The sequence below is a fragment of the Pseudoxanthomonas winnipegensis genome, assembly GCF_030322905.1.
Taxonomy (GTDB): Bacteria; Pseudomonadota; Gammaproteobacteria; order Xanthomonadales; family Xanthomonadaceae; genus Pseudoxanthomonas_A; species Pseudoxanthomonas_A winnipegensis.
In genome coordinates this window covers 3469713-3487298 of the sequence record NZ_CP095475.1, presented here as the reverse complement: position 1 = coordinate 3487298, position 17586 = coordinate 3469713, and the positions used below count along the sequence as shown (strand labels likewise).

Here is a 17586-nt window from a genome sequence, read left to right as displayed (position 1 = left end):
TTTGTAGTGGATTGTCGCACAGCCATCGCGTCCGTAGCTTTCCTCCACCCCCGACGAAACGAGTGCCACCATGAACGCTTCTTCCATCACTTCCACCCCTTCCACCACGCCGCGGGACTTCACCCTCGGCGACCGCAGCGTGGCCCGCCTCGGCTATGGCGCCATGCAGCTGTCCGGCCCGCACGCCTTCGGGCCGCCGAAGGATCGGGATGCGGCCGTGCGCGTGCTGCGCCACGCCGTGGAGCTGGGCGTCAACCATCTCGACACCAGCGACTTCTACGGCCCGCACATCACCAACCAGATCATCCGCGAGGCCCTGCATCCCTACCGCGACGGGCTCACCATCGTGACCAAGATCGGTGCCCGGCGCGGCGCGAGCGGCGAGTGGCTGCCGGCGATGTCGGCGGCGGAGCTCACCAGCGCCGTGCACGACAACCTGCGCAACCTCGGGCTCGAGGTCCTGGACGTGGTCAACCTGCGCTGCATGTTCGACGTGATGGCCCCGGCCGAAGGCACGATCGAACCCTACCTCACCGTCCTGGCCGAGCTGCAGCAGCGTGGCCTCATCCGCCACATCGGCCTGAGCAACGTCACCGGCACGCAGGTCGCCGAAGGCCGCGCGCTCTGCCGCATCGTCTGCGTGCAGAACCAGTACAACCTGGTGCACCGCGCCGATGACGCGCTTGTGGATTCCCTGGCGCGGGACGGCATCGCCTACGTGCCCTTCTTCCCGCTCGGCGGCTTCAACCCGCTGCAGGTCTCGGCGCTGTCCGCCGTCGCGCAGAAGCTGGGCGCCACGCCGATGCAGGTGGCACTGGCCTGGCTGCTGCAGCGCTCGCCCAATCTGCTGCTGATCCCGGGCACCTCCTCGGTGGAACACCTGCGCGAGAACATGCAGTCGGCGCAGCTGGTGCTCGATCGTGAGGACGTCGCGACGCTCGATGCGGTCGCTCAGCTGCAGGCCTGACCAGGCTCCATGGGCCAGCGACGTGCTGAAACAAGCGCGCGCGGAAATCCGCTTTCAATCGGAAGCGGACCGGGCTCCGGCTAGCGCTGGCATACCACTTCGACATTGACGCCATCCGGGTCCAGCACATAGGCCGCGTAATAGCGGGCGTGATAGCGCTCGCGCACGCCGGGTGGGCCGTTGTCGATGCCTCCCGCCGCCAGGGCCGCCTTGTGGAAGGCATCGACCGCAAGGCGGCTGTTCGAGGCGAAGGCCAGATGCATTCCGGCCACGGCCGCTTGGCCATCATGGATCCAGAGGCATGGATAGCCGCCCTGGCCGAGCCCGTAGCGCCAGCCGCCGGTCCTTGTTCGCTCGGGCTCCACCGCGATGATGCGGGCGAACCCCAGCGGGCCCAGGGCCGCCTCGTAGAAGCGACACGAGCGCGCGGCGTCGGTCACGGGGAATTCGATGTGATCAAGCATCGTCATGCGGCCTCGGGTCTAGGTGAAGGGGGCGGTGTCGTCTCGCACGGCCGCCCGGTCCGTGGAGGAAGGGCAGAGCAGGGGAGCGGGCACCCGCGCTCTGCCGGGTGGCGCCGGGCCGAGCAAGGCGCTCCGCGCTTCGCGCGAAGCCAGCAGTCCCGCATCGCGCGACTCGCCGCGGCAGCTCGCTCGAATCGCGCTGCCTACTCCAGATCCGCATCGATCCGGACGATGCGGCCGTCCGCTCCCAGCGTGATGTCCAGCAGGCCGATCTCGTGGCCGAAATCTCCGGTGAAGTCCACGCGGGCCACGGCCTGGTTCGGCGCGCGCTGCTGCAGCGAGAGCAGTCGGGTGACCGTGCGGTAGCCGATGAAATAGCGTTCCACATAGTCGCGGATGCCGGCATGGCCGACGAAGCTTCGTCCGGTGGACGGGTCGTCCACGATCGCGTCCGGAGCGAACAGTGCCAACGCGGCCTGCGCATCGAAGGCATTGGTCGCGGCGATGAGGGCCTCTGCAGCGGACTGCAACCGTTGTGTCGGGGTCATGGGCTCACTCCTCGAGCTGCCAGCGCTTGTAGACGAACTCCAGGCTGTAGCCATCCAGATCCCTGACCTGCGCCGCGTAGTAGTGCGGGTCGTAGTGGAGCTGGGCGCCGGGCGGGTGGATCTCGGTGGCGCCGGCCCGCATGGCGGCGCGATAGGCCGCATCCACGTGCTCGGCGGAAGCGGCCACGAAGCCCACATGGGCGGCAACGCCACTGGGCTGCCCTTGCCTGAGCCAGAAGAACATCCTGCCGTTGGCGCCGAAGCCCTTGAGATCGGGATGGCCGGGCGGGCCGTCGCGGCCGTCGTAATCCAGGCGATTGACGATGCCGAGCGGCCTCAGCGCGGCCTCGTAGAAGGCCACCGAGCGCCGCAGGTCGCTTACCGTCAGAAACACATGATCCAGCATGGCGTCCTCCTCAGACGATGTAGCCGCCGGCGACTTCGATCGACTGCGCGTTGATCCATCCGCCGTCGGCCGACAGCAGCATCGCGATGACCCGCGCGACCTCTTCGGGCTCGCCGACACGGCCCAGCGCGGTCTGCGCGGACAACAGGGCCTCGAATTCATCGTTGAGCCCGCCGCCCAGCTCGGTCCGGATCGGGCCTGGCGAGACGGCGTTGACGCGGATGCCGCGCGCGCCGAACTCCTTGGCCATGTAGCGTGTCAGTACCTCCAGCCCGCCCTTGAAGGCGGCATACGGCGCCACGCCGGCGGTGGCCACGCGGGTGGTGGCGCTGGTCAGGTTGACGATGGAGGCGCCGCGTTCGAGCAGCGGCAGCAACTGCTGGACCAGGAAGAACGGGCCCTTGAGGTGCACGCCGAACAGACCGTCGAACTCCTGCTCGGTGACGGACTCGATCGGATTGAACAGCCCGTAGCCGGCGTTGTTGACCAGGCCCGCAAGCGTGCGGGTCCCCCATAACCTTTCCAGTTGCAGTGCGACGGCGTCGCCGAATTCGCCGAAGCTGGCGACATCGCCGACATCCAGTGGCAGGGCGCAGGCGCGCCCGCCCTGCGTGGTGATCTGTTCCACCACCGCCTCGGCGGCGGCGGGATTGCGGTTATAGGTCAGGATGACGCCCAGCCCGCGCCGCGCGCATTCCCTGGCCGTGGCGGCGCCGATGCCGCGGCTGCCTCCGGTGATGACGATGACACCCATGTGCTGCTCCGGTCTCGATGAGGAGCATCACGGTAGGGGCCATGCGTCGGGATGACCTGCCCATTCTTGGCGCAAACCTGCCCGATCCTGCTTTCCGCCTTGCGCGCGCGTGGCGGCTCCTGTCTGATCGTCGGCATGACATCGCAGCTCGACGAACTCCGCAGGCTGGCCGCCGGCGCGCAGAACAGGCAGACGCAGACCGGCATCCCACGGGTCGCGATGGTGCAGGGCCGGATCCCCGAGCACGCGCTCAGCGCGGTCTACGAGCCGATGATCAACCTGATCCTGCGCGGCGGGAAGTCGATGACGGTCGGCGGCAGCACCCTGCATTACGACCCGGCGACCTACTTCGTCATGACGGTGGAGCTGCCCGCGGTCGGTCAGGTCCACGCCGCGGCGGACGGAAGCCCCTACCTGGCCGTCGCCTTGAACCTGGATGCGGGCGTCATCGGACGCCTGCTGGACGACATGCAGGGCGCCGACGCCTGCCGCGGCGCCGCATCCCGCCCCGTGGCGGCCTTCTCCGTCGCCACCGTCACGCCCGAGCTGATGGACGCCTGGGTGCGCATGCTGAGTCTGATGGAGCGTCCGCGCGACATCCCGGCCCTGGCGCCGGTCTACGAGCGGGAGATCCTCTATCGCGTGCTCCAGGGCCCGCATGGGCAGCTGCTGCGCGACATCGCCACGCCGGAGACGGCGCTGGGGCGGGTGCGCAAGGCGATCCAGTGGATCCGGCAGCACTACGCGGCGCCCTTGCGGATCGGCACGCTCGCCCAACTGGCGGCGATGAGCGAGTCGGCCTTCCACCGCCACTTCAAGGCGGCCACCGCGCTCAGTCCGCTGCAGTACCAGAAGCAGCTGCGTCTGCTGCAGGCGCGCCAGCTGCTGACGGCACAGGGCGCCAGCGTGACCGCCGCGGCAATGGAAGTCGGCTATGAGAGCGCCACACAGTTCAGCCGTGAGTACGCCAGGGCCTTCGGCCTGCCGCCGTCGCAGGACGCGGCCCGCATCCTGGCGGCGTTTCGCGCCAACGCTTCCTGAAAGGAGGGCGGCGGTCGCGCGAGGGGAGTACGCGCGTTTGCGGCGCAACACGTCGCTGGTCTTCGCTCGAGTGTTTCAGCAAGAAAGCGACTCTGGTGTTGGCGGTGCGCCGGAAACATCGGTGGCCGACCTGCATGAATACATGGCCCCATGCGGGTGAGGCGCGGACCTGTCCATGCATCGCTCACCGTGCATCGTCCCGCTACAAACCCTTTCTTCTGAACGAAGGCGGGGGCGGCTGCTCGGGCGGCGGGCGTCCAGCAGACTCGTGCATGGTCGTCTGGTAGGGAATGAGCCCGGGATGCGGAGCAAGCTGTTCGTGCCGGGGGGGCGCCCGGAGCTGTTCGCCAAGGCGATGGCGGGCCAGGCCGATGCGGTCTCCTTCGATCTGGAGGATGCCGTGCCGGTGGAGGGCAAGGACCGGGCGCGGGAGGGCCTGGTGGCGTATCTGCGCGGGCTGGCGCCGACGCAGGCGGCGGGCAAGTGCATCATCGTGCGGATCAATGCCTACGATTCGCCGTACTTCTCCCAGGACCTGCAGGCGCTGGCGATCGCCGGCGTCGCGATGATCAACGTGCCCAAGCTCGAGCATGCCCAGACCGTCAGCGCCGTCGCCGAGCGCCTGGCCGCGGCCGAACAGGCCAACGGCGTCGCAGCGCCGATCGGCCTGCTGGTCAACATCGAGACGCCGGCCGGGCTGGCCAATGCCGCGGCGCTGGCCGCGGCGCATCCGCGGGTGGCCGGGTTGCAGCTGGGGCTGGGCGATCTGTTCGCGCCGTTCGCCATCGCCAGGACGGCGGCCAATGTCCATGCGGCGATGTTCGTCGTGCGCATGGCCGCGGCGCGGGCCGGCATCGCCGCGTACGACGGGGCCTGGCCCGATGTCGCCGATGAGGCGGGCTTCCTGGCCGAGGCCACGCTGGCCCGCGCGCTGGGCTTCAGCGGCAAGAGCTGCATCCATCCGCGCCAGGTCGCCCTGGCGCACCAGGTCTTCTCGGTGGACCAGGACGCGCTGGCGCATGCGCAGCGCGTGGTCGAGGCCGCGGCCGCGGCGCAGGCGCGCGGGCACGGCGCCTTCCTCGTCGATGGACGCATGGTGGACGCGCCTTACCTGGCCAGGGCACGGGCGCTGGTGGCCGCGGCCCGCAGTGAAGCGGAGGCTTCCGGATGAGCCGTTTTCAATCGCGTATTGGCATGCGCGGCATCCGATCTGTCGCGCTGGTCCTGCTCTGGCTGCTGTGCGTGTCGCTTCCGGCCGCCGCGTCCAATCTGGTCGGCCTGTCCGCCGCGCATCTCCCGCCGCTGCCCGCAGCGAAGGAGACCCGGCTGGAGGCGGTCGGCGATTCGCTGCTGGCGCTCCAGGCCGACCAGGCGTGGCGACTCGAGGCAGGCGCCAATGGGTGGCGCCCGCTGCGCTGGTCCCTGCCGATCGATCCCGCGCGGGTCCAGGCCATCGCCAGCGAGGGGAGCCGGGTGTGGCTGCTCTCGAACGCGGCGAACGGCGACCTGACGCTGACCGCGGCGCGACTGACCAGCGACGCGCTCGTGGAAACCGCACGTCTTCCGCGCCCGCCCGTCGCGCTGCGCAGCGCACGCGTGGCCTTCGACAACGGGCAGCTGACCCTGGCCGGGCTCGACGCCTCCGGCCAGCCACACGTGCTCCAGGAGGACGACGGCGGCTGGCATCGCCTGCCCGCATGGCCCGGCGGCGGACCCGTGCAGGGGCTGATGGCGCGCGGCTCCAGGCTGTATCTGGCCGCGGGCCAGCCGACGGCGCCGACGCTGTTCTCCTGGTCCTCCGACGCCGGCTGGCAGTCGCTGGGCGCCTTGCCCGGCGCCCTCGTGCCGGGCTCGGCGCAGCCGCTGGGTCAGGCGCATCTGATGTTCCTGGTGCAGGGCCAGCCCGATCTGCGCACCTTCCACACCATCACCCATGCCTGGAACCGGATGCCCCTGCCGGGCGCGGACCGCCCGGTCCAGGCCGCCAGGCTGGGCAACGGCCTGGCCTGGGTCGATGCCTCCGGCCGCATCGACGCCGCCGCGATCGAGTCTGGCAAGTACCTGCTCAAGTGGCAGGACTGGGCGGTGATCGTGTTCTACCTGGCCCTGGTCATCGGCATCGGCGGCTACTTCTATCTGCGCGAGCGGCGGCAGTCGACCTCGGATTTCTTCGTCGGCGGCCGCTCGATCCCGTTTTGGGCCGCGGGCATCAGCCTGTACGCGACCAACACCAGTTCGATCAGCTTCATCGCCATCCCGGCCAAGGCGTTCGAGACCAACTGGCAGTACATGACCAACAACCTGATCGCGGTGGTCGGGCTGATGTTCGTGGCGGTGTGGATCGTGCCGCTGCTGCGGCGGCTCAACCTGATGTCGGTGTTCTCCTATCTGGAGACGCGCTTCCACCCGGCGATCCGCATGCTGGCCAGCGCGCTGTGCATCGCCATGCAGGTCGGCGCGCGGATGAGCGTGATCCTGTTCCTGCCGGCGCTGGCCATCGCCACCATCACCGGCATCAGCGTGGCCCTGAGTGTGGTGCTGATGGGGGTGTTCACCATCATCTACACCGCCATGGGCGGCATGAAGGCGGTGATCTGGACCGACGTGGTCCAGGTCATCGTCAAGATGGGCGGGGCGATCTTCGCCATCGGCTTCATCATCTGGCACATCCCGGGCGGGGCGCCGGAGTTCTGGGATGTGGCCACCGCCAACCAGAAGATGAAGACCTTCGATTTCAGCTTCGACCTGACCAAGGCGACGGTGTGGGGCTTCATCTTCCTGGTGCTGTTCGACGTGGTGCTGACCTTCCCGAAGGACCAGGTGCTGATGCAGCGCACGCTGTCCACGCCCTCGGACAAGGAGGCGGGGCGTTCGATCTGGGCCTTCGCCGCGATCATGATCCCCGGCGGGCTGGTGTTCTATTCCATCGGCACCGCGCTGTTCGTCTATTACAAGGCGCATCCGGAGCGGCTCAACCCGACGCTGCCGATCGACGCCACCTTCCCCTTGTTCATCGCCGCCGAACTGCCGACCGGGGTGACCGGGCTGATCGTGGCCGGCATCTTCGCCGCCGCCATGGCCACGCTGTCCTCGATCATGAACTCGGTCGCCACCCTGGTCTCGGTGGACTTCTACGAGCGGCTGGTCAAGGCGCCCGATCAGCGCCGCAGCGTATTGTTCGCCGAGATCACCACGGTGGTGGTGGGCCTGGTGGGCATCGGCTTGGCGCTGCTGATGTCGCGTTACGACATCCACTCCTTGTTCGATGTGTCCATCGAGCTGGCCGGGCTGCTGGGCGGCGGCTTCGCCGGCTCGTACACGCTGGGCATGTTCACGCGCCGGGCCAACTCGCCGGGCGTGGCGATCGGCATCGGCTGCAGCATCGTGCTCACCTTCGTGGCGTGGTGGCTCGACCTGGTCCATCCGTACTTCTACCTGGCCATCTCGATCCTGCTGAGCATCGTGATCGGCTACCTGGCCAGCCTGTGCTTCCCGGCGCCGCAGCGCTCGCTCAAGGGGCTGACGATCTACCGCGATGCAGAATGAGCCTGGCCGCGCCGCTGTGTAATCTCATGCCCCGGGCTGGGGGCTGATGTGGACACGCAATTCCTGAAGACGTTCGTCACGGTCGCCGACCGTGGCTCCATGGCGGCGGCCGCGCGCGATCTGGACATCAGCCCGGCCGCGGTGGCCCAGCAGCTGCGCACGCTGGAACGCGAACTCGGCACCGGCCTGCTGGCGCGGGCCGGGCGCACCGTGACCCTGACCGAGGCCGGCGCGCGCATCCTGGAACGCGCCCGCGACCTGCTGCGCAACGTCTCGGACCTGCGCTCGGTGGCGCACGAGGGCGACATCAGCGGCGAGCTGCGGCTGGGCGCCTGCCCGACCGCGCTGGCGGGCATGCTGCCGGACGTGCTGACGTCCATGGTCTCGGCCTTCCCGCAGATCAACGTCTTCATCAAGCCGGGCTATTCGGCCGACCTGTATCGCGCGGTCGAGTCGGGCGAGCTGGACGCCGCCATGGTGCTGGAGGCGCCGTTCGAGCTGCCCAAGACCTGCGACTGGCTGCTGGTGCGCGAGGAGCCGCTGATCGTGCTGGCGCCGGCGCAGCTGGCCGACCAGGATCCGCATGCGCTGCTGGCCACCCAGCCGCTGATCCGCTACGACCGCCACCAGTGGGGCGGGCGCCAGGCCGACGACTACCTGCGCCGGCACGGCATCGTGCCCAAGGAGCGCTTCGAGCTCAACGCGCTCAACGCGATCGCGGTGATGGTCGATCGCGGCCTGGGCGTGTCGCTGGTGCCGGACTGGGCGCGCCCCTGGCCCGAAGGCCTGCGCCTGGCGCGCATCCCGCTGCCCGATGCCGACGTCTCGCGCCGCATCGGCGTGGTGTGGTCGCGCTCGTCGGTGCGCCTGCGCCTGGTCAACGCCCTCCTGCGCGAGTGCCGGTCCAGGGCGCAGGCGGCGCAGCCCGCCGAATGACAGGCGGCACGGCGGCGTTGCACGCGTAAGCAACAAAAGCTGCGGTTTGAACAAAGTCCGCTGCGCTTCCTTCCCCTCGAGGGCCCTTCTACGCTGATTGCATGGTCCGGCAGGCGCGTCTGGGAGGAACGCGCCACACGGGCAGCCTCGTCGCTGCCCAGCAAGCATCCGTTGCGGCCACCTGCGCGTGCGCCCGCTTTCGCCAAAGTCCATGAGATCGACACATGAAGAAGATGCCCGTGACACTCGGGGTGTTTGTGCTGGCCGCCGCCGTGAGCGCCAGCGTGCGCGCGCAGCAGGCCCAGGCCGCCGCCGCGCAAGGTGCAACCGAACAGAACCCGCAGGATGCGCGCGCGACCAAGGCCAAGGATCTGGACAGGATGATCGTGACCGGCACGCGGGCGCCCAAGGCGGTCGACAAGATCCCGGGTGCGATCTCGGTGATTTCCCCGCAGGAGGTCGCCCAGACGCTGGCGGTGACCGAGGATGCGACCGCGGTCCTGGCGCGGACCGTGCCAGGCTATTCCGAGTCCTCGCAGGCGATGAGCAATACCGGCGAGACGCTGCGCGGGCGCATTCCGCTGCGCCTGTTCGACGGCATCCCGCAGGGCTCGCCGCTGCGCGAGGGCACGCGCAACGGCACCTTCACCGACATGGGGATCGTGGGCCGGATCGAGGTGATCAACGGTCCGTCCGCCTCCGAGGGCATCGGCGCCACCGGGGGCGTGATCAACTACATCTCCAAGGTGCCCGACAAGATCGGCAGCGAGACCACCTTCACCGCGCGCTATCTGACCCAGGGGCATTCGGACAGCGATGGCTACAAGCTGGGGCTGACCTACGGCCTGAAGCAGGACAGCTACGACTTCATCGGCGCGGTGTCGTATCTGGATCGCGGCATCGCCTACGACGGCAAGGGCCGCACCGTGGGCATGAACACCAGCGGATCGCTGGCCGATTCGGAGTCGCGCAATGTTTACCTCAAGGGCGGCTACAACTTCGGCGAGGACGGCGAGCAGCGCCTGCAGGCCACCTACAGCCGCTTCAAGATCGAGGGCAAGGGCGAGTGGATCCAGGTGCTGGGCTGCCGCGGCCCCACCGATTCGCCACCGTGCGCCACGCCGTATCCCAACACCTCGGTGAAGGGGCAGATCTTCGGCTCCAAGGACGCCTTCAACGACTTCGAGCAGTACAGCCTGCAGTACACCCACCAGGACTTCTTTGGCGGCCGGCTGGATCTGGTGGGCTACAAGGCCGACCAGGCCATGCGCTATCTGCCGGAGAACGGCGACGACAAGCAGCTGGTCAAGGTCGGCCCGGGCTTCGACGAGTCCAAGCGCATCTACGACCAGTCCGAGATCGTGTCGAACAAGAAGGGCCTGCGCACCTCGTGGACGCGCTCTGCGCTGTTCGACGTCTCCGGGCTCGAGCTGCACACCGGCGTGGACCTGGTCGAGGACCGGGCCCAGCAGCGCCTGGCGCTGACCAATCGCGTGTGGGTGCCGCCGATGGACTACAAGAGCACCGCGCCCTACGCGCAGCTGTCCTGGGACATCGGCCCGCTGACCCTGAGCGGCGGCTATCGGCGCGAGGACGGCACGCTGAAGATCGACAGCTACACCACCACCGCCTATCGCAACAGCGTGTTCGTGCAGGGCGGCAAGCTGGACTACACCGCCAGCCTGCCCAACTTCGGCGCGATCTGGCGCGTCAACGACCAGTGGTCGATCTTCAGCGCCTACAGCAAGGGCTTCACCCTGCCCAACGTCGGCATCCCGCTGCGCAACGTCAACTACCCGGGCCAGTCGGTCCAGGGCATCCTCGACCTGCAGGCGGTCATCGTCAGCAACGTCGATGTGGGCTTCAACTGGCGCGGGGAGCGCGGGGCGCTCAACGGCACCTGGTACCACTCCAAGTCCGACCTGGGCGTGTCGCTGCAGATCGATCCGAACACCAGCGATTTCATCATGAGTCGCGTGCCCACCGACATCAAGGGCATCGAGCTCAGCGGCGAATGGAACTTCACCGATACCTTCAAGCTGACCGGGCTGTATTCGCGCATCCGCGGCAAGACCGCGTTCTGGGGCTCCGACGCGCTGGGCCGCTACGGCGCCGGTCCGTTGACCAAGCCGATGGGCATCCTCGACCTCAGTCCCGACAAGATCGGCGCCTCGGCCGTGTGGAAGTTCCTGCCCAATGCCGATGCCACCCTGGGCGCGACCAAGCTGCTGGATCGGCACATCAGCGGCGAGGACACCCGGCCCTTCGACGGGCGCAGGTTCACCTACGACGAGCGCACCACCGGCTACACCCTGTGGGACCTGGGCGTGAACTACGACGCCGGCCGGATCGGCAAGTTCACCCTGGGCGTGGAGAACCTGTTCAACAAGTACTACATCCTGAGCTGGTCGCAGCTGGCCGGTTACCAGAACTACTGGGCAGGCCGCGGACGCGTGGTCTCGCTGACCTACAACTACACCTTCTAAGCGGATGCGGGAACGTCGTTTCGTTCAGGGAGCAAGGGCCATGGCCGGCCAGGCCGATGCGGTGCGACGTGCGCGACCCGCCGGTGTGCGGCGGCGGTGCGAACGGGCGCAACGTGCGCAGGATCGGGCTCGATCCTGGGCGCGATCGGTCCTGGCGGCCTGGCTGTGTCTGGTGCCGCTGGTGCTCCAGGCCGAGGATCGCTGGCAGCGGCTGGATGCGTTCCTGACGCAGTCCACGTCCGCTGCCGGCTATCCCGGCGCGGTGGCGGTGGTCGAGGTCGATGGCGAGCCGGTGTTCCAGGGCGCGTACGGCCATCGCGATCTGGCGCGCACCCGGCCGATGCGGGCCGATGCGATCTTCCGCATCTATTCCATGACCAAGCCCGTGGCCACGGTGGCGGTGCTGACCCTGATGGAGCAGGGCAAGCTGGCGCTGGACGATCCCGTGAGCCGCTATCTGCCCGCCTTCGCCCAGACGCAGGTGGTGGTCGGCGGCGACCTCGCTCAGCCGCGCCTGGTGCCGGCGCTCCGCGCGATCACGCTGCGCCATCTGCTGACCCATACCAGCGGCCTTGCGGCCGATGCCACCCGTTATCCGGTGGCCACGGGCCTGCTCGAGCAGGCCGGAGTGGAGCAGGCGCGCGACCTGGCCGATGTCGCGGGCAGGCTGGCCAGGGTCCCGCTGGCGACACAGCCGGGCACCGAGTTCAACTACGAAGGCGCCAACACCGAGCTGCTGGCGCGTGTGGTGGAAGTGGTCAGCGGCGAGACGTTCTCGCACTATCTCCAGGCGCAGGTGCTGGCGCCGCTGGGCATGCGGGACACCGGGTTCGAGGTGCCTGCGGCGCAGCGCGGCCGGGTCGTGGATCTGCCGACGCTGGACGACCATGGCGCGCTGCGCATCGCCGACACGCCGAGCGCGCGCCAGCCCGGTGCGAGGCTGCGCGCCTACGACAGCGCGGCCGGTGGCCTGTATTCGACGGCGGGCGATTACCTGCGATTCGCACGGATGCTGCTCAACGACGGCGCATCCGGCGGCGTGCGCGTGCTCTCGCGCAAGACGGTCGAGCTGATGATGCGCGATCAGCTGGGCGGCTTCGATCCACCGGTGAAGGGCCTGGTCCCCGGTGAAGGCTTCGGGTTGGGCGGCTATGTGGTCACCGACCCGGCCGCGCGCGGGCGGCTGGGCAGCGTCGGCCAGTTCGGCTGGTCCGGCGCGGCCTCGACCTATTTCACGGTGGATCGCAAGGCGCATCTGGTCGCGGTGCTGCTGCTGCAATACCTGCCCGCCGATCGTCCGGGCGATCTGCCCAAGCTGGCGACGCCGTTCTACAACTTCGTCTATCAGGCGTTGCCATGAGACCCGTGGTGCTGGTGGCCGGCTCGGCCAATCTCGACTTCGTGGTGCAGGCCGATCACGTGCCCGCGCCCGGCGAGACCGTGCTCGGCCAGGACCTGCAGACCTTCCCCGGCGGCAAGGGCGCCAACCAGGCCGTCGCCTGCGCGCGCGCCGGTGGCGTGCGGACGCGGATGCTGCTGGCGCTGGGCGAGGACGGCTTCGCCGTGCCGGTGCGGGCCGCGCTGGAGCAGGCCGGCGTCGCCCTGCACGTGGTGCCGGCGCGCGATCGCGCCACCGGTACGGCGCTGGTGTGCCTGGCCGGCGATGGCGAGAACGCGATCATCGTTGCGCCTGGGGCCAATCACGCGTTGACCGGAGACGACTTGCCGCCGCTGGCGGACGTGGCCTTCCTGCTCATGCAGCTGGAAGTACCTTTGGCGGCCGTGTGCGGCTGGGCCGAGGCGGCGCACGCCGCCCGCGTCAGGGTCGTGCTCAATGCCGCGCCGGCGTGCGCCTTGCCCGACGACCTGCTGCGCAGGCTGGACGTGCTGGTGGTCAACGAGGGCGAGCTCGACCTGCTGGCCGGGCACGCAGGCGTTCGCGCCGATGCGCCCACGGCCGACAAGCTCGCGGCGCTGCCGGTGGCCTGCGTGGTGGTGACGCTGGGCGCACGCGGCTGCTATGCCTGGTCCGGCGGACGGGTCGCGTTGCAGCCGGCCTTCGCCGTGCAGGCGGTGGACACGACCGGCGCGGGCGATGCGTTCTGCGGCGCGCTGACCGCCGGCCTGGCCGGCGGCGCGACGCTCACCGCCGCGCTGCGCCGCGCCTGCGCGGTCTCGGCCCTGGCCTGCACGCGCGTGGGCGCCCAGTCCGGCGTCCCCACCTGCGCCGAGGTCGAGGCCTTCCTGCGCGATGCGCCAACGGCCGCCGCCGCCGTCGTCTCCGCGCTGGCCGACTATGCTGGCCTGGCGCACTGTCCTCTTCTCGAACCGACCTGCTGATGTCCGACCAAGACGCCCCCCAGCGCGAGCCCGTGCGCACCGAGTTCAAGTTCTCCCACGTCACCACCGGGCGCTATCTGCCCTCGCCGGGCAAGGCGCCGGGCTGGCCCTTCGCCGATATCGGCCAGTGGAAGATCCAGACCGCGCCGGCCTGGCGTGACTGGCTGACCGAGCTGCGCGACTGGCGGCGCGAGCATCTGGTGCGCATCGGCTTCGACGATGCCAACTACCGCAGGCCGGAGCTGCAATGGGCGCAGCGCAACTTCGTCCATGCGCAGATGATGGTCGAGGATCGCTACTTCTACGATCCGCAGCGCGGGTGCTACACGGTCGATCGCTACCTGGACGATCTGGAGGCGCGTTTCGGCGGCATCGACAGCGTCCTGGTCTGGTACATCTACCCCAACATCGGCATCGACGACCGCAACCAGTTCGACATGGCGGCCGATCTGCCGGGCGGGCTCGACGGGCTGCGCGCGGTGGTGGAGGCCTTCCACCGGCGCGGGGTGCGGGTCTTCCTGCCCACCATGCCCTGGGACCACGGCACCCGCGCGCCGGAGGGGCCGCACTGGGAGGCCCTCGCGCGCATCGTCGATGCGGTCGGCGCCGACGGCATCAACGGCGATACCTACAACGGGGTGCCGCGCGCCTTCTTCGACGCCTGCCTGGCGCGGGGTCGTCCGGTGGTGCTGCAGCCCGAGTCCACCATCAGCGCCGAGGAGCAGCTGGTCTGGAACGTGCAGAGCTGGGGCAAGAAGGCGCCGAACGAGTTCGTGCCGCCGCTGGCCAAGTTCAAGTGGCTCGAGCCGCGCCACATGATCAACTACGAGAACCGCTGGGGCCGCGATCGCCGCCACGACCTGCAGTACATCTTCTTCAACGGCATCGGCTACAACGCCTGGGAGAACGTGTGGGGCGTCTGGAACGGACTGACCGAGCGCGACGCGCAGACGCTGCGCCGCATCGCCGCGATCCAGCGCCAGTTCGCGCCGCTGTTCGTGTCCATGGACTGGGAGCCGTATTGGCCCACGCTGCTGCGCGGCCTGTTCGCCAGCCGCTTCCCTGGCCAGGGGCGCGCGCTGTGGACGCTGGTCAACCGACTGGAGTCGCCGCTGCGCGGTGAGCTGCTGCGCATCGAGCATGCGCCGGGCACGCGCTACTTCGACCTGTGGAATGGCAGTGAGCTGACGCCGCTGCTGCGCGAGGACGACGCCTATCTCACCCTGGAGCTGGAGGCGCTGGGCTTCGGCGCGGTCCTGGCGCTGGATGAGGGGATGGACGAGCCGGCGCTGGAAGACTTCCTCGCCCGGATGCGCCAGCACGCCGCCACGCCGCTGGGTCAGTGCTCGGCGCAGTGGCGCGCCCTGCCGCAGCAGTGCGTGGACGTTCCCGCGACGGCGCCCGCGGCGCAGCCGCCGGCAGGCATGGTGACCATCCCCGCGGGCGAGTTCGTGTTCGCCGTGGGCGGCATCGAGGTCGAAGGCGGAGTATGGGACGGTGTGGACGTGCAGTATCCGTGGGAGGACAGCGCACGCCGCTTCCACCGCGAACGTCTGCGGATGCGCGCCTTCCATATCGATCGCACGCCGGTGACCAATGCGCAGTTCAAGGCGTTCATCGACGCCAGCGGCTATGCGCCGGCCGATGCGCATCGCTTCCTGCATCACTGGCATGAAGGCGCGCCGGTGGCCGGCAGCGAGCAGCAGCCGGTGGTGTGGATCTCGCTCGAGGACGCACGCGCGTACGCGGCCTGGGCGGGCAAGCGCCTGCCGCGCGAGTGGGAATGGCAGTACGCCGCGCAGGGCAACGATGGCCGCGCCTACCCCTGGGGCGAAACCTGGGACGCCTCGGCCGTGCCGGCGCCGCAGTACGGGCCGCAGGCCGGCGCGCCGGCCGACGTGACCGCGCACCCCGCCGGCGCCAGCCCGTTCGGCGTGCTCGACCTGGTCGGCAACGTCTGGCAGTGGACCGACGAATACGTGGATGCGCACACGCGGGCGGCGGTGCTGCGCGGCGGAAGCCGCTACCGGCCGCAGACCTCGCACTGGTACTTCCCGCAGGCGCTGCGCCTGGACGAGCACGGCAAGTATCTGCTGATGGCGCCGTGCCGGGATCGCTCGGCCTATATCGGCTTCCGCTGCGTGGTGGATGCCGCATGAGCGCCATGCTGCGCTTTCCTTCGCCCGGGCGGGTGCGGCTGGGCGGTGTGCTCGGCGAGGCCATCGAGGCCAGCCGCAAGGGGCGGCTGTCGCACTTCATCGTGGATGCGCACAGCCCGGCGATTGCGCTGTTCGATCCGGCCCGCGCCGAGGGCAACCACGAAGGCGACTGGTACGGCGAGCACGCCGGCAAATGGCTGATCGCCGCGGCCCGCGCGGCCGCCCACCAGGGCGACGACGTGCTGCGCGCGCGGGTGCTGGAGGTGGCCGATCATCTCGCCGCCATCCAGCGCGCCGATGGTTATCTGGGCACCTACGCGCCCGAGCGGCGCTTCACCTTGCCGCAGCCGCCGCGCCCCTGGAGCTGGGACGGCGCGCCGGCGCTGCGCACCTGGGACGTGTGGACGCATGCCTATCTGGTGCTGGGCCTGATCGAAGCATGGCGGCTGGGCGGCAAGCCCGCGCATCTGGACGCCGCACGCGCCATCGGCCGGCTCTGCCATGCCGCCTTCGTCGAGCGCGGGCTGGACATCACCACCTGCGGCAATCACTTCGGCATGTCGGCCACGGTGCTGCTGGATGGCGCAGTGGAGCTGTTCCTGGTCACCGACGACCCGCAGTTTCTCGAGCTGGCCCGGCGCATCGTCGAACAGGCCGACCACAACCCACCGCTGGCCCTGGTCCAGCGCCTGCTGGCGGGCGTTGACGCGTCCGAGATCGGCACGGGCAAGGCTTACCAGCTGCTGTGGAACGCCGCGGCGCTGGCCAAGCTGGCGCGCGCCACCGGCGATGCGACGCTGCTGCCTGCGCTGGAGCGGCTGTGGGCCAACGTGCACGACCATCACCTGAGCCTGGGCGGCGGGCCGTGGGGCGGGGCAGGGCTGCGCTCGCGCGAGTGCTTCAACCCGCCGTTCGTGTTCGATCCGCAGGGGTATGTCGAGACCTGTTCCACCCTGGCCTGGCTGCAGTTCACCCGCGAACTGCTGGCCTGGACCGGCCATGCCCGCTACGTCGATGCGATCGAGCGCACCGCGTTCAACGACCTGCTCGGCGCGATGGCGGCCGACGGGCAGGACTGGTGCTACTACAGCTTCGGCAACGGCCGCCGGACGCATACCACCTACTGGCGCTGCTGCAAGTCCAGCGGGGCGATGGCGATGGAAGAGCTGCCGATGCTGGCGTACGCGACCAGTGCGCGGGACGTGCGCGTCAATCTCTTCGTCCCGGGCGAGGTCTTCTTCGACGACGGGCCCGCGCCCGGCCTGCGCATCGTCCAGCAAGGGCAGGGCGAGGTGCCGATGCAGGTCGAGCTGACGCTGCAGCCGGCCCACTCCGCGACCTTCGTGCTCGCCTTGCGGCAGCCCGCGTGGAGTGCACCCATGCAGGTCCGCATCGATGGCGAACTCCAGGACGCGCGCGCCGACGACGATGGCTACGTGCGGGTGCAACGCCAGTGGCAGATCGGCACGCGCATCGAGATCGCTTTCAGCGCACGTCCGCAGCTGCAGCGGCGCAGCAACCGCAACGTGCAGGAATCGCGTGCCCCCGACGGATCGCCCGTGGCGCAGGAAGTGCTGCGCCACGATTACGTGGCCGTGTCGTGGGGACCGTTGGCCTATGCCACGGCCCTGGCCGAAGGCGACAGTCCTGCGCCCGAGCTGCCGCTGTCCGACTGCTTGCTGGAGGCGCATCTGGGTCCGACTGAATCGCCAGGTGCGGAGATCGCGCTGGCGCTGCCTGGCGGCATCAGACGGCTCTCGCCGTTCTGGCGCGTCGGCGATCGCCGCGACGGCAGTTGGCATGCCACCTGGTTCCGCCTGCCGCTGACCGCGGAGGATGGGACGACTTCGCCAACAAATTGTCGGTCCAGAACCTAGGCTGGCGGCCTGTATCGCGTTGCCCTGGCGCCACACACTTCCCCCATGGGATCCATGCAAGC

The 17586-nt window shown here is 69.5% G+C and carries 14 protein-coding genes; 10 read left to right on the top strand and 4 right to left on the bottom strand.

The window, feature by feature from the left end; genetic code table 11:
• Positions 1–70: 70 nt before the first annotated feature.
• The gene (locus MWN52_RS15310) at positions 71–967 is read left to right on the top strand and encodes an aldo/keto reductase family oxidoreductase (RefSeq protein WP_286575339.1); all 897 of its coding nucleotides are present in this window, start codon (positions 71–73) and stop codon (positions 965–967) included.
• Between the two features lie 80 nt (positions 968–1047).
• Here MWN52_RS15310 and MWN52_RS15305 read toward each other — a convergent pair whose 3' ends face one another.
• The 4 genes from MWN52_RS15305 to MWN52_RS15290 form a co-directional block, all read right to left on the bottom strand.
• Complete coding sequence (locus MWN52_RS15305; protein WP_345783496.1) at positions 1048–1437, bottom strand: VOC family protein; 390 nt, start codon at positions 1435–1437, stop codon at positions 1048–1050.
• 197 nt (positions 1438–1634) lie between these two features.
• On the bottom strand, positions 1635–1979 hold the full coding sequence (locus MWN52_RS15300) for a nuclear transport factor 2 family protein (protein ID WP_286575337.1): 345 nt from the start codon (positions 1977–1979) through the stop codon (positions 1635–1637).
• 4 nt (positions 1980–1983) lie between these two features.
• Complete coding sequence (locus MWN52_RS15295) at positions 1984–2385, bottom strand: VOC family protein (RefSeq protein ID WP_286575335.1); 402 nt, start codon at positions 2383–2385, stop codon at positions 1984–1986.
• A gap of 10 nt (positions 2386–2395) precedes the next feature.
• Positions 2396–3139 (bottom strand): SDR family NAD(P)-dependent oxidoreductase, encoded by a 744-nt coding sequence (locus MWN52_RS15290; protein WP_286575334.1) that lies wholly within the window; start codon positions 3137–3139, stop codon positions 2396–2398.
• A gap of 219 nt (positions 3140–3358) precedes the next feature.
• On the opposite strand from MWN52_RS15290, the gene MWN52_RS15285 reads away from it, so the two are divergent.
• The 9 genes from MWN52_RS15285 (at position 3359) to MWN52_RS15245 (ending at position 17524) form a co-directional block, all read left to right on the top strand.
• Positions 3359–4180: an AraC family transcriptional regulator gene (locus MWN52_RS15285; RefSeq protein WP_425608133.1), complete on the top strand. Its 822-nt coding sequence runs from the start codon at positions 3359–3361 to the stop codon at positions 4178–4180.
• 301 nt (positions 4181–4481) lie between these two features.
• Positions 4482–5351 carry an HpcH/HpaI aldolase/citrate lyase family protein gene (locus MWN52_RS15280; protein ID WP_286575332.1) on the top strand — a complete coding sequence of 290 codons (870 nt, stop codon included), beginning with the start codon at positions 4482–4484 and terminating at the stop codon, positions 5349–5351.
• Positions 5348–7726 (top strand): sodium:solute symporter family protein, encoded by a 2379-nt coding sequence (locus tag MWN52_RS15275; protein WP_286575330.1) that lies wholly within the window; start codon positions 5348–5350, stop codon positions 7724–7726. Before MWN52_RS15280 ends, MWN52_RS15275 begins: the two co-directional genes overlap by 4 nt.
• Before the next feature lie 48 nt (positions 7727–7774).
• Positions 7775–8662 (top strand): LysR family transcriptional regulator, encoded by an 888-nt coding sequence (locus MWN52_RS15270; RefSeq protein WP_286575327.1) that lies wholly within the window; start codon positions 7775–7777, stop codon positions 8660–8662.
• Positions 8663–8886: 224 nt separating this feature from the next.
• Positions 8887–11148: a TonB-dependent receptor gene (locus MWN52_RS15265; protein WP_130528329.1), complete on the top strand. Its 2262-nt coding sequence runs from the start codon at positions 8887–8889 to the stop codon at positions 11146–11148.
• A gap of 172 nt (positions 11149–11320) precedes the next feature.
• Positions 11321–12508 (top strand): serine hydrolase domain-containing protein, encoded by a 1188-nt coding sequence (locus tag MWN52_RS15260; RefSeq protein ID WP_286575323.1) that lies wholly within the window; start codon positions 11321–11323, stop codon positions 12506–12508.
• The gene (locus MWN52_RS15255) at positions 12505–13488 is read left to right on the top strand and encodes a ribokinase (RefSeq protein WP_286575321.1); all 984 of its coding nucleotides are present in this window, start codon (positions 12505–12507) and stop codon (positions 13486–13488) included. The genes MWN52_RS15260 and MWN52_RS15255 overlap by 4 nt, the downstream gene beginning before the upstream one ends.
• On the top strand, positions 13488–15647 hold the full coding sequence (locus tag MWN52_RS15250) for an SUMF1/EgtB/PvdO family nonheme iron enzyme (protein ID WP_286575320.1): 2160 nt from the start codon (positions 13488–13490) through the stop codon (positions 15645–15647). The genes MWN52_RS15255 and MWN52_RS15250 overlap by 1 nt, the downstream gene beginning before the upstream one ends.
• A complete protein-coding gene (locus MWN52_RS15245) occupies positions 15644–17524 on the top strand; it encodes a beta-L-arabinofuranosidase domain-containing protein (protein ID WP_286575319.1) in 1881 nt (626 codons plus the stop codon). Before MWN52_RS15250 ends, MWN52_RS15245 begins: the two co-directional genes overlap by 4 nt.
• Positions 17525–17586 lie beyond the last annotated feature (62 nt).

Coding starts and splice junctions, on each gene's coding strand:
- MWN52_RS15285 (WP_425608133.1), top strand. CDS start 3,359: ATGGTGCAGGGCCGGATCCCCGAGCACGCGCTCAGCGCGGTCTACGAG.
- MWN52_RS15295 (WP_286575335.1), bottom strand. CDS start 2,385: ATGCTGGATCATGTGTTTCTGACGGTAAGCGACCTGCGGCGCTCGGTG.
- MWN52_RS15275 (WP_286575330.1), top strand. CDS start 5,348: ATGAGCCGTTTTCAATCGCGTATTGGCATGCGCGGCATCCGATCTGTC.
- MWN52_RS15250 (WP_286575320.1), top strand. CDS start 13,488: ATGTCCGACCAAGACGCCCCCCAGCGCGAGCCCGTGCGCACCGAGTTC.
- MWN52_RS15280 (WP_286575332.1), top strand. CDS start 4,482: ATGCGGAGCAAGCTGTTCGTGCCGGGGGGGCGCCCGGAGCTGTTCGCC.
- MWN52_RS15255 (WP_286575321.1), top strand. CDS start 12,505: ATGAGACCCGTGGTGCTGGTGGCCGGCTCGGCCAATCTCGACTTCGTG.
- MWN52_RS15245 (WP_286575319.1), top strand. CDS start 15,644: ATGAGCGCCATGCTGCGCTTTCCTTCGCCCGGGCGGGTGCGGCTGGGC.
- MWN52_RS15290 (WP_286575334.1), bottom strand. CDS start 3,139: ATGGGTGTCATCGTCATCACCGGAGGCAGCCGCGGCATCGGCGCCGCC.
- MWN52_RS15305 (WP_345783496.1), bottom strand. CDS start 1,437: ATGACGATGCTTGATCACATCGAATTCCCCGTGACCGACGCCGCGCGC.
- MWN52_RS15300 (WP_286575337.1), bottom strand. CDS start 1,979: ATGACCCCGACACAACGGTTGCAGTCCGCTGCAGAGGCCCTCATCGCC.
- MWN52_RS15310 (WP_286575339.1), top strand. CDS start 71: ATGAACGCTTCTTCCATCACTTCCACCCCTTCCACCACGCCGCGGGAC.
- MWN52_RS15265 (WP_130528329.1), top strand. CDS start 8,887: ATGAAGAAGATGCCCGTGACACTCGGGGTGTTTGTGCTGGCCGCCGCC.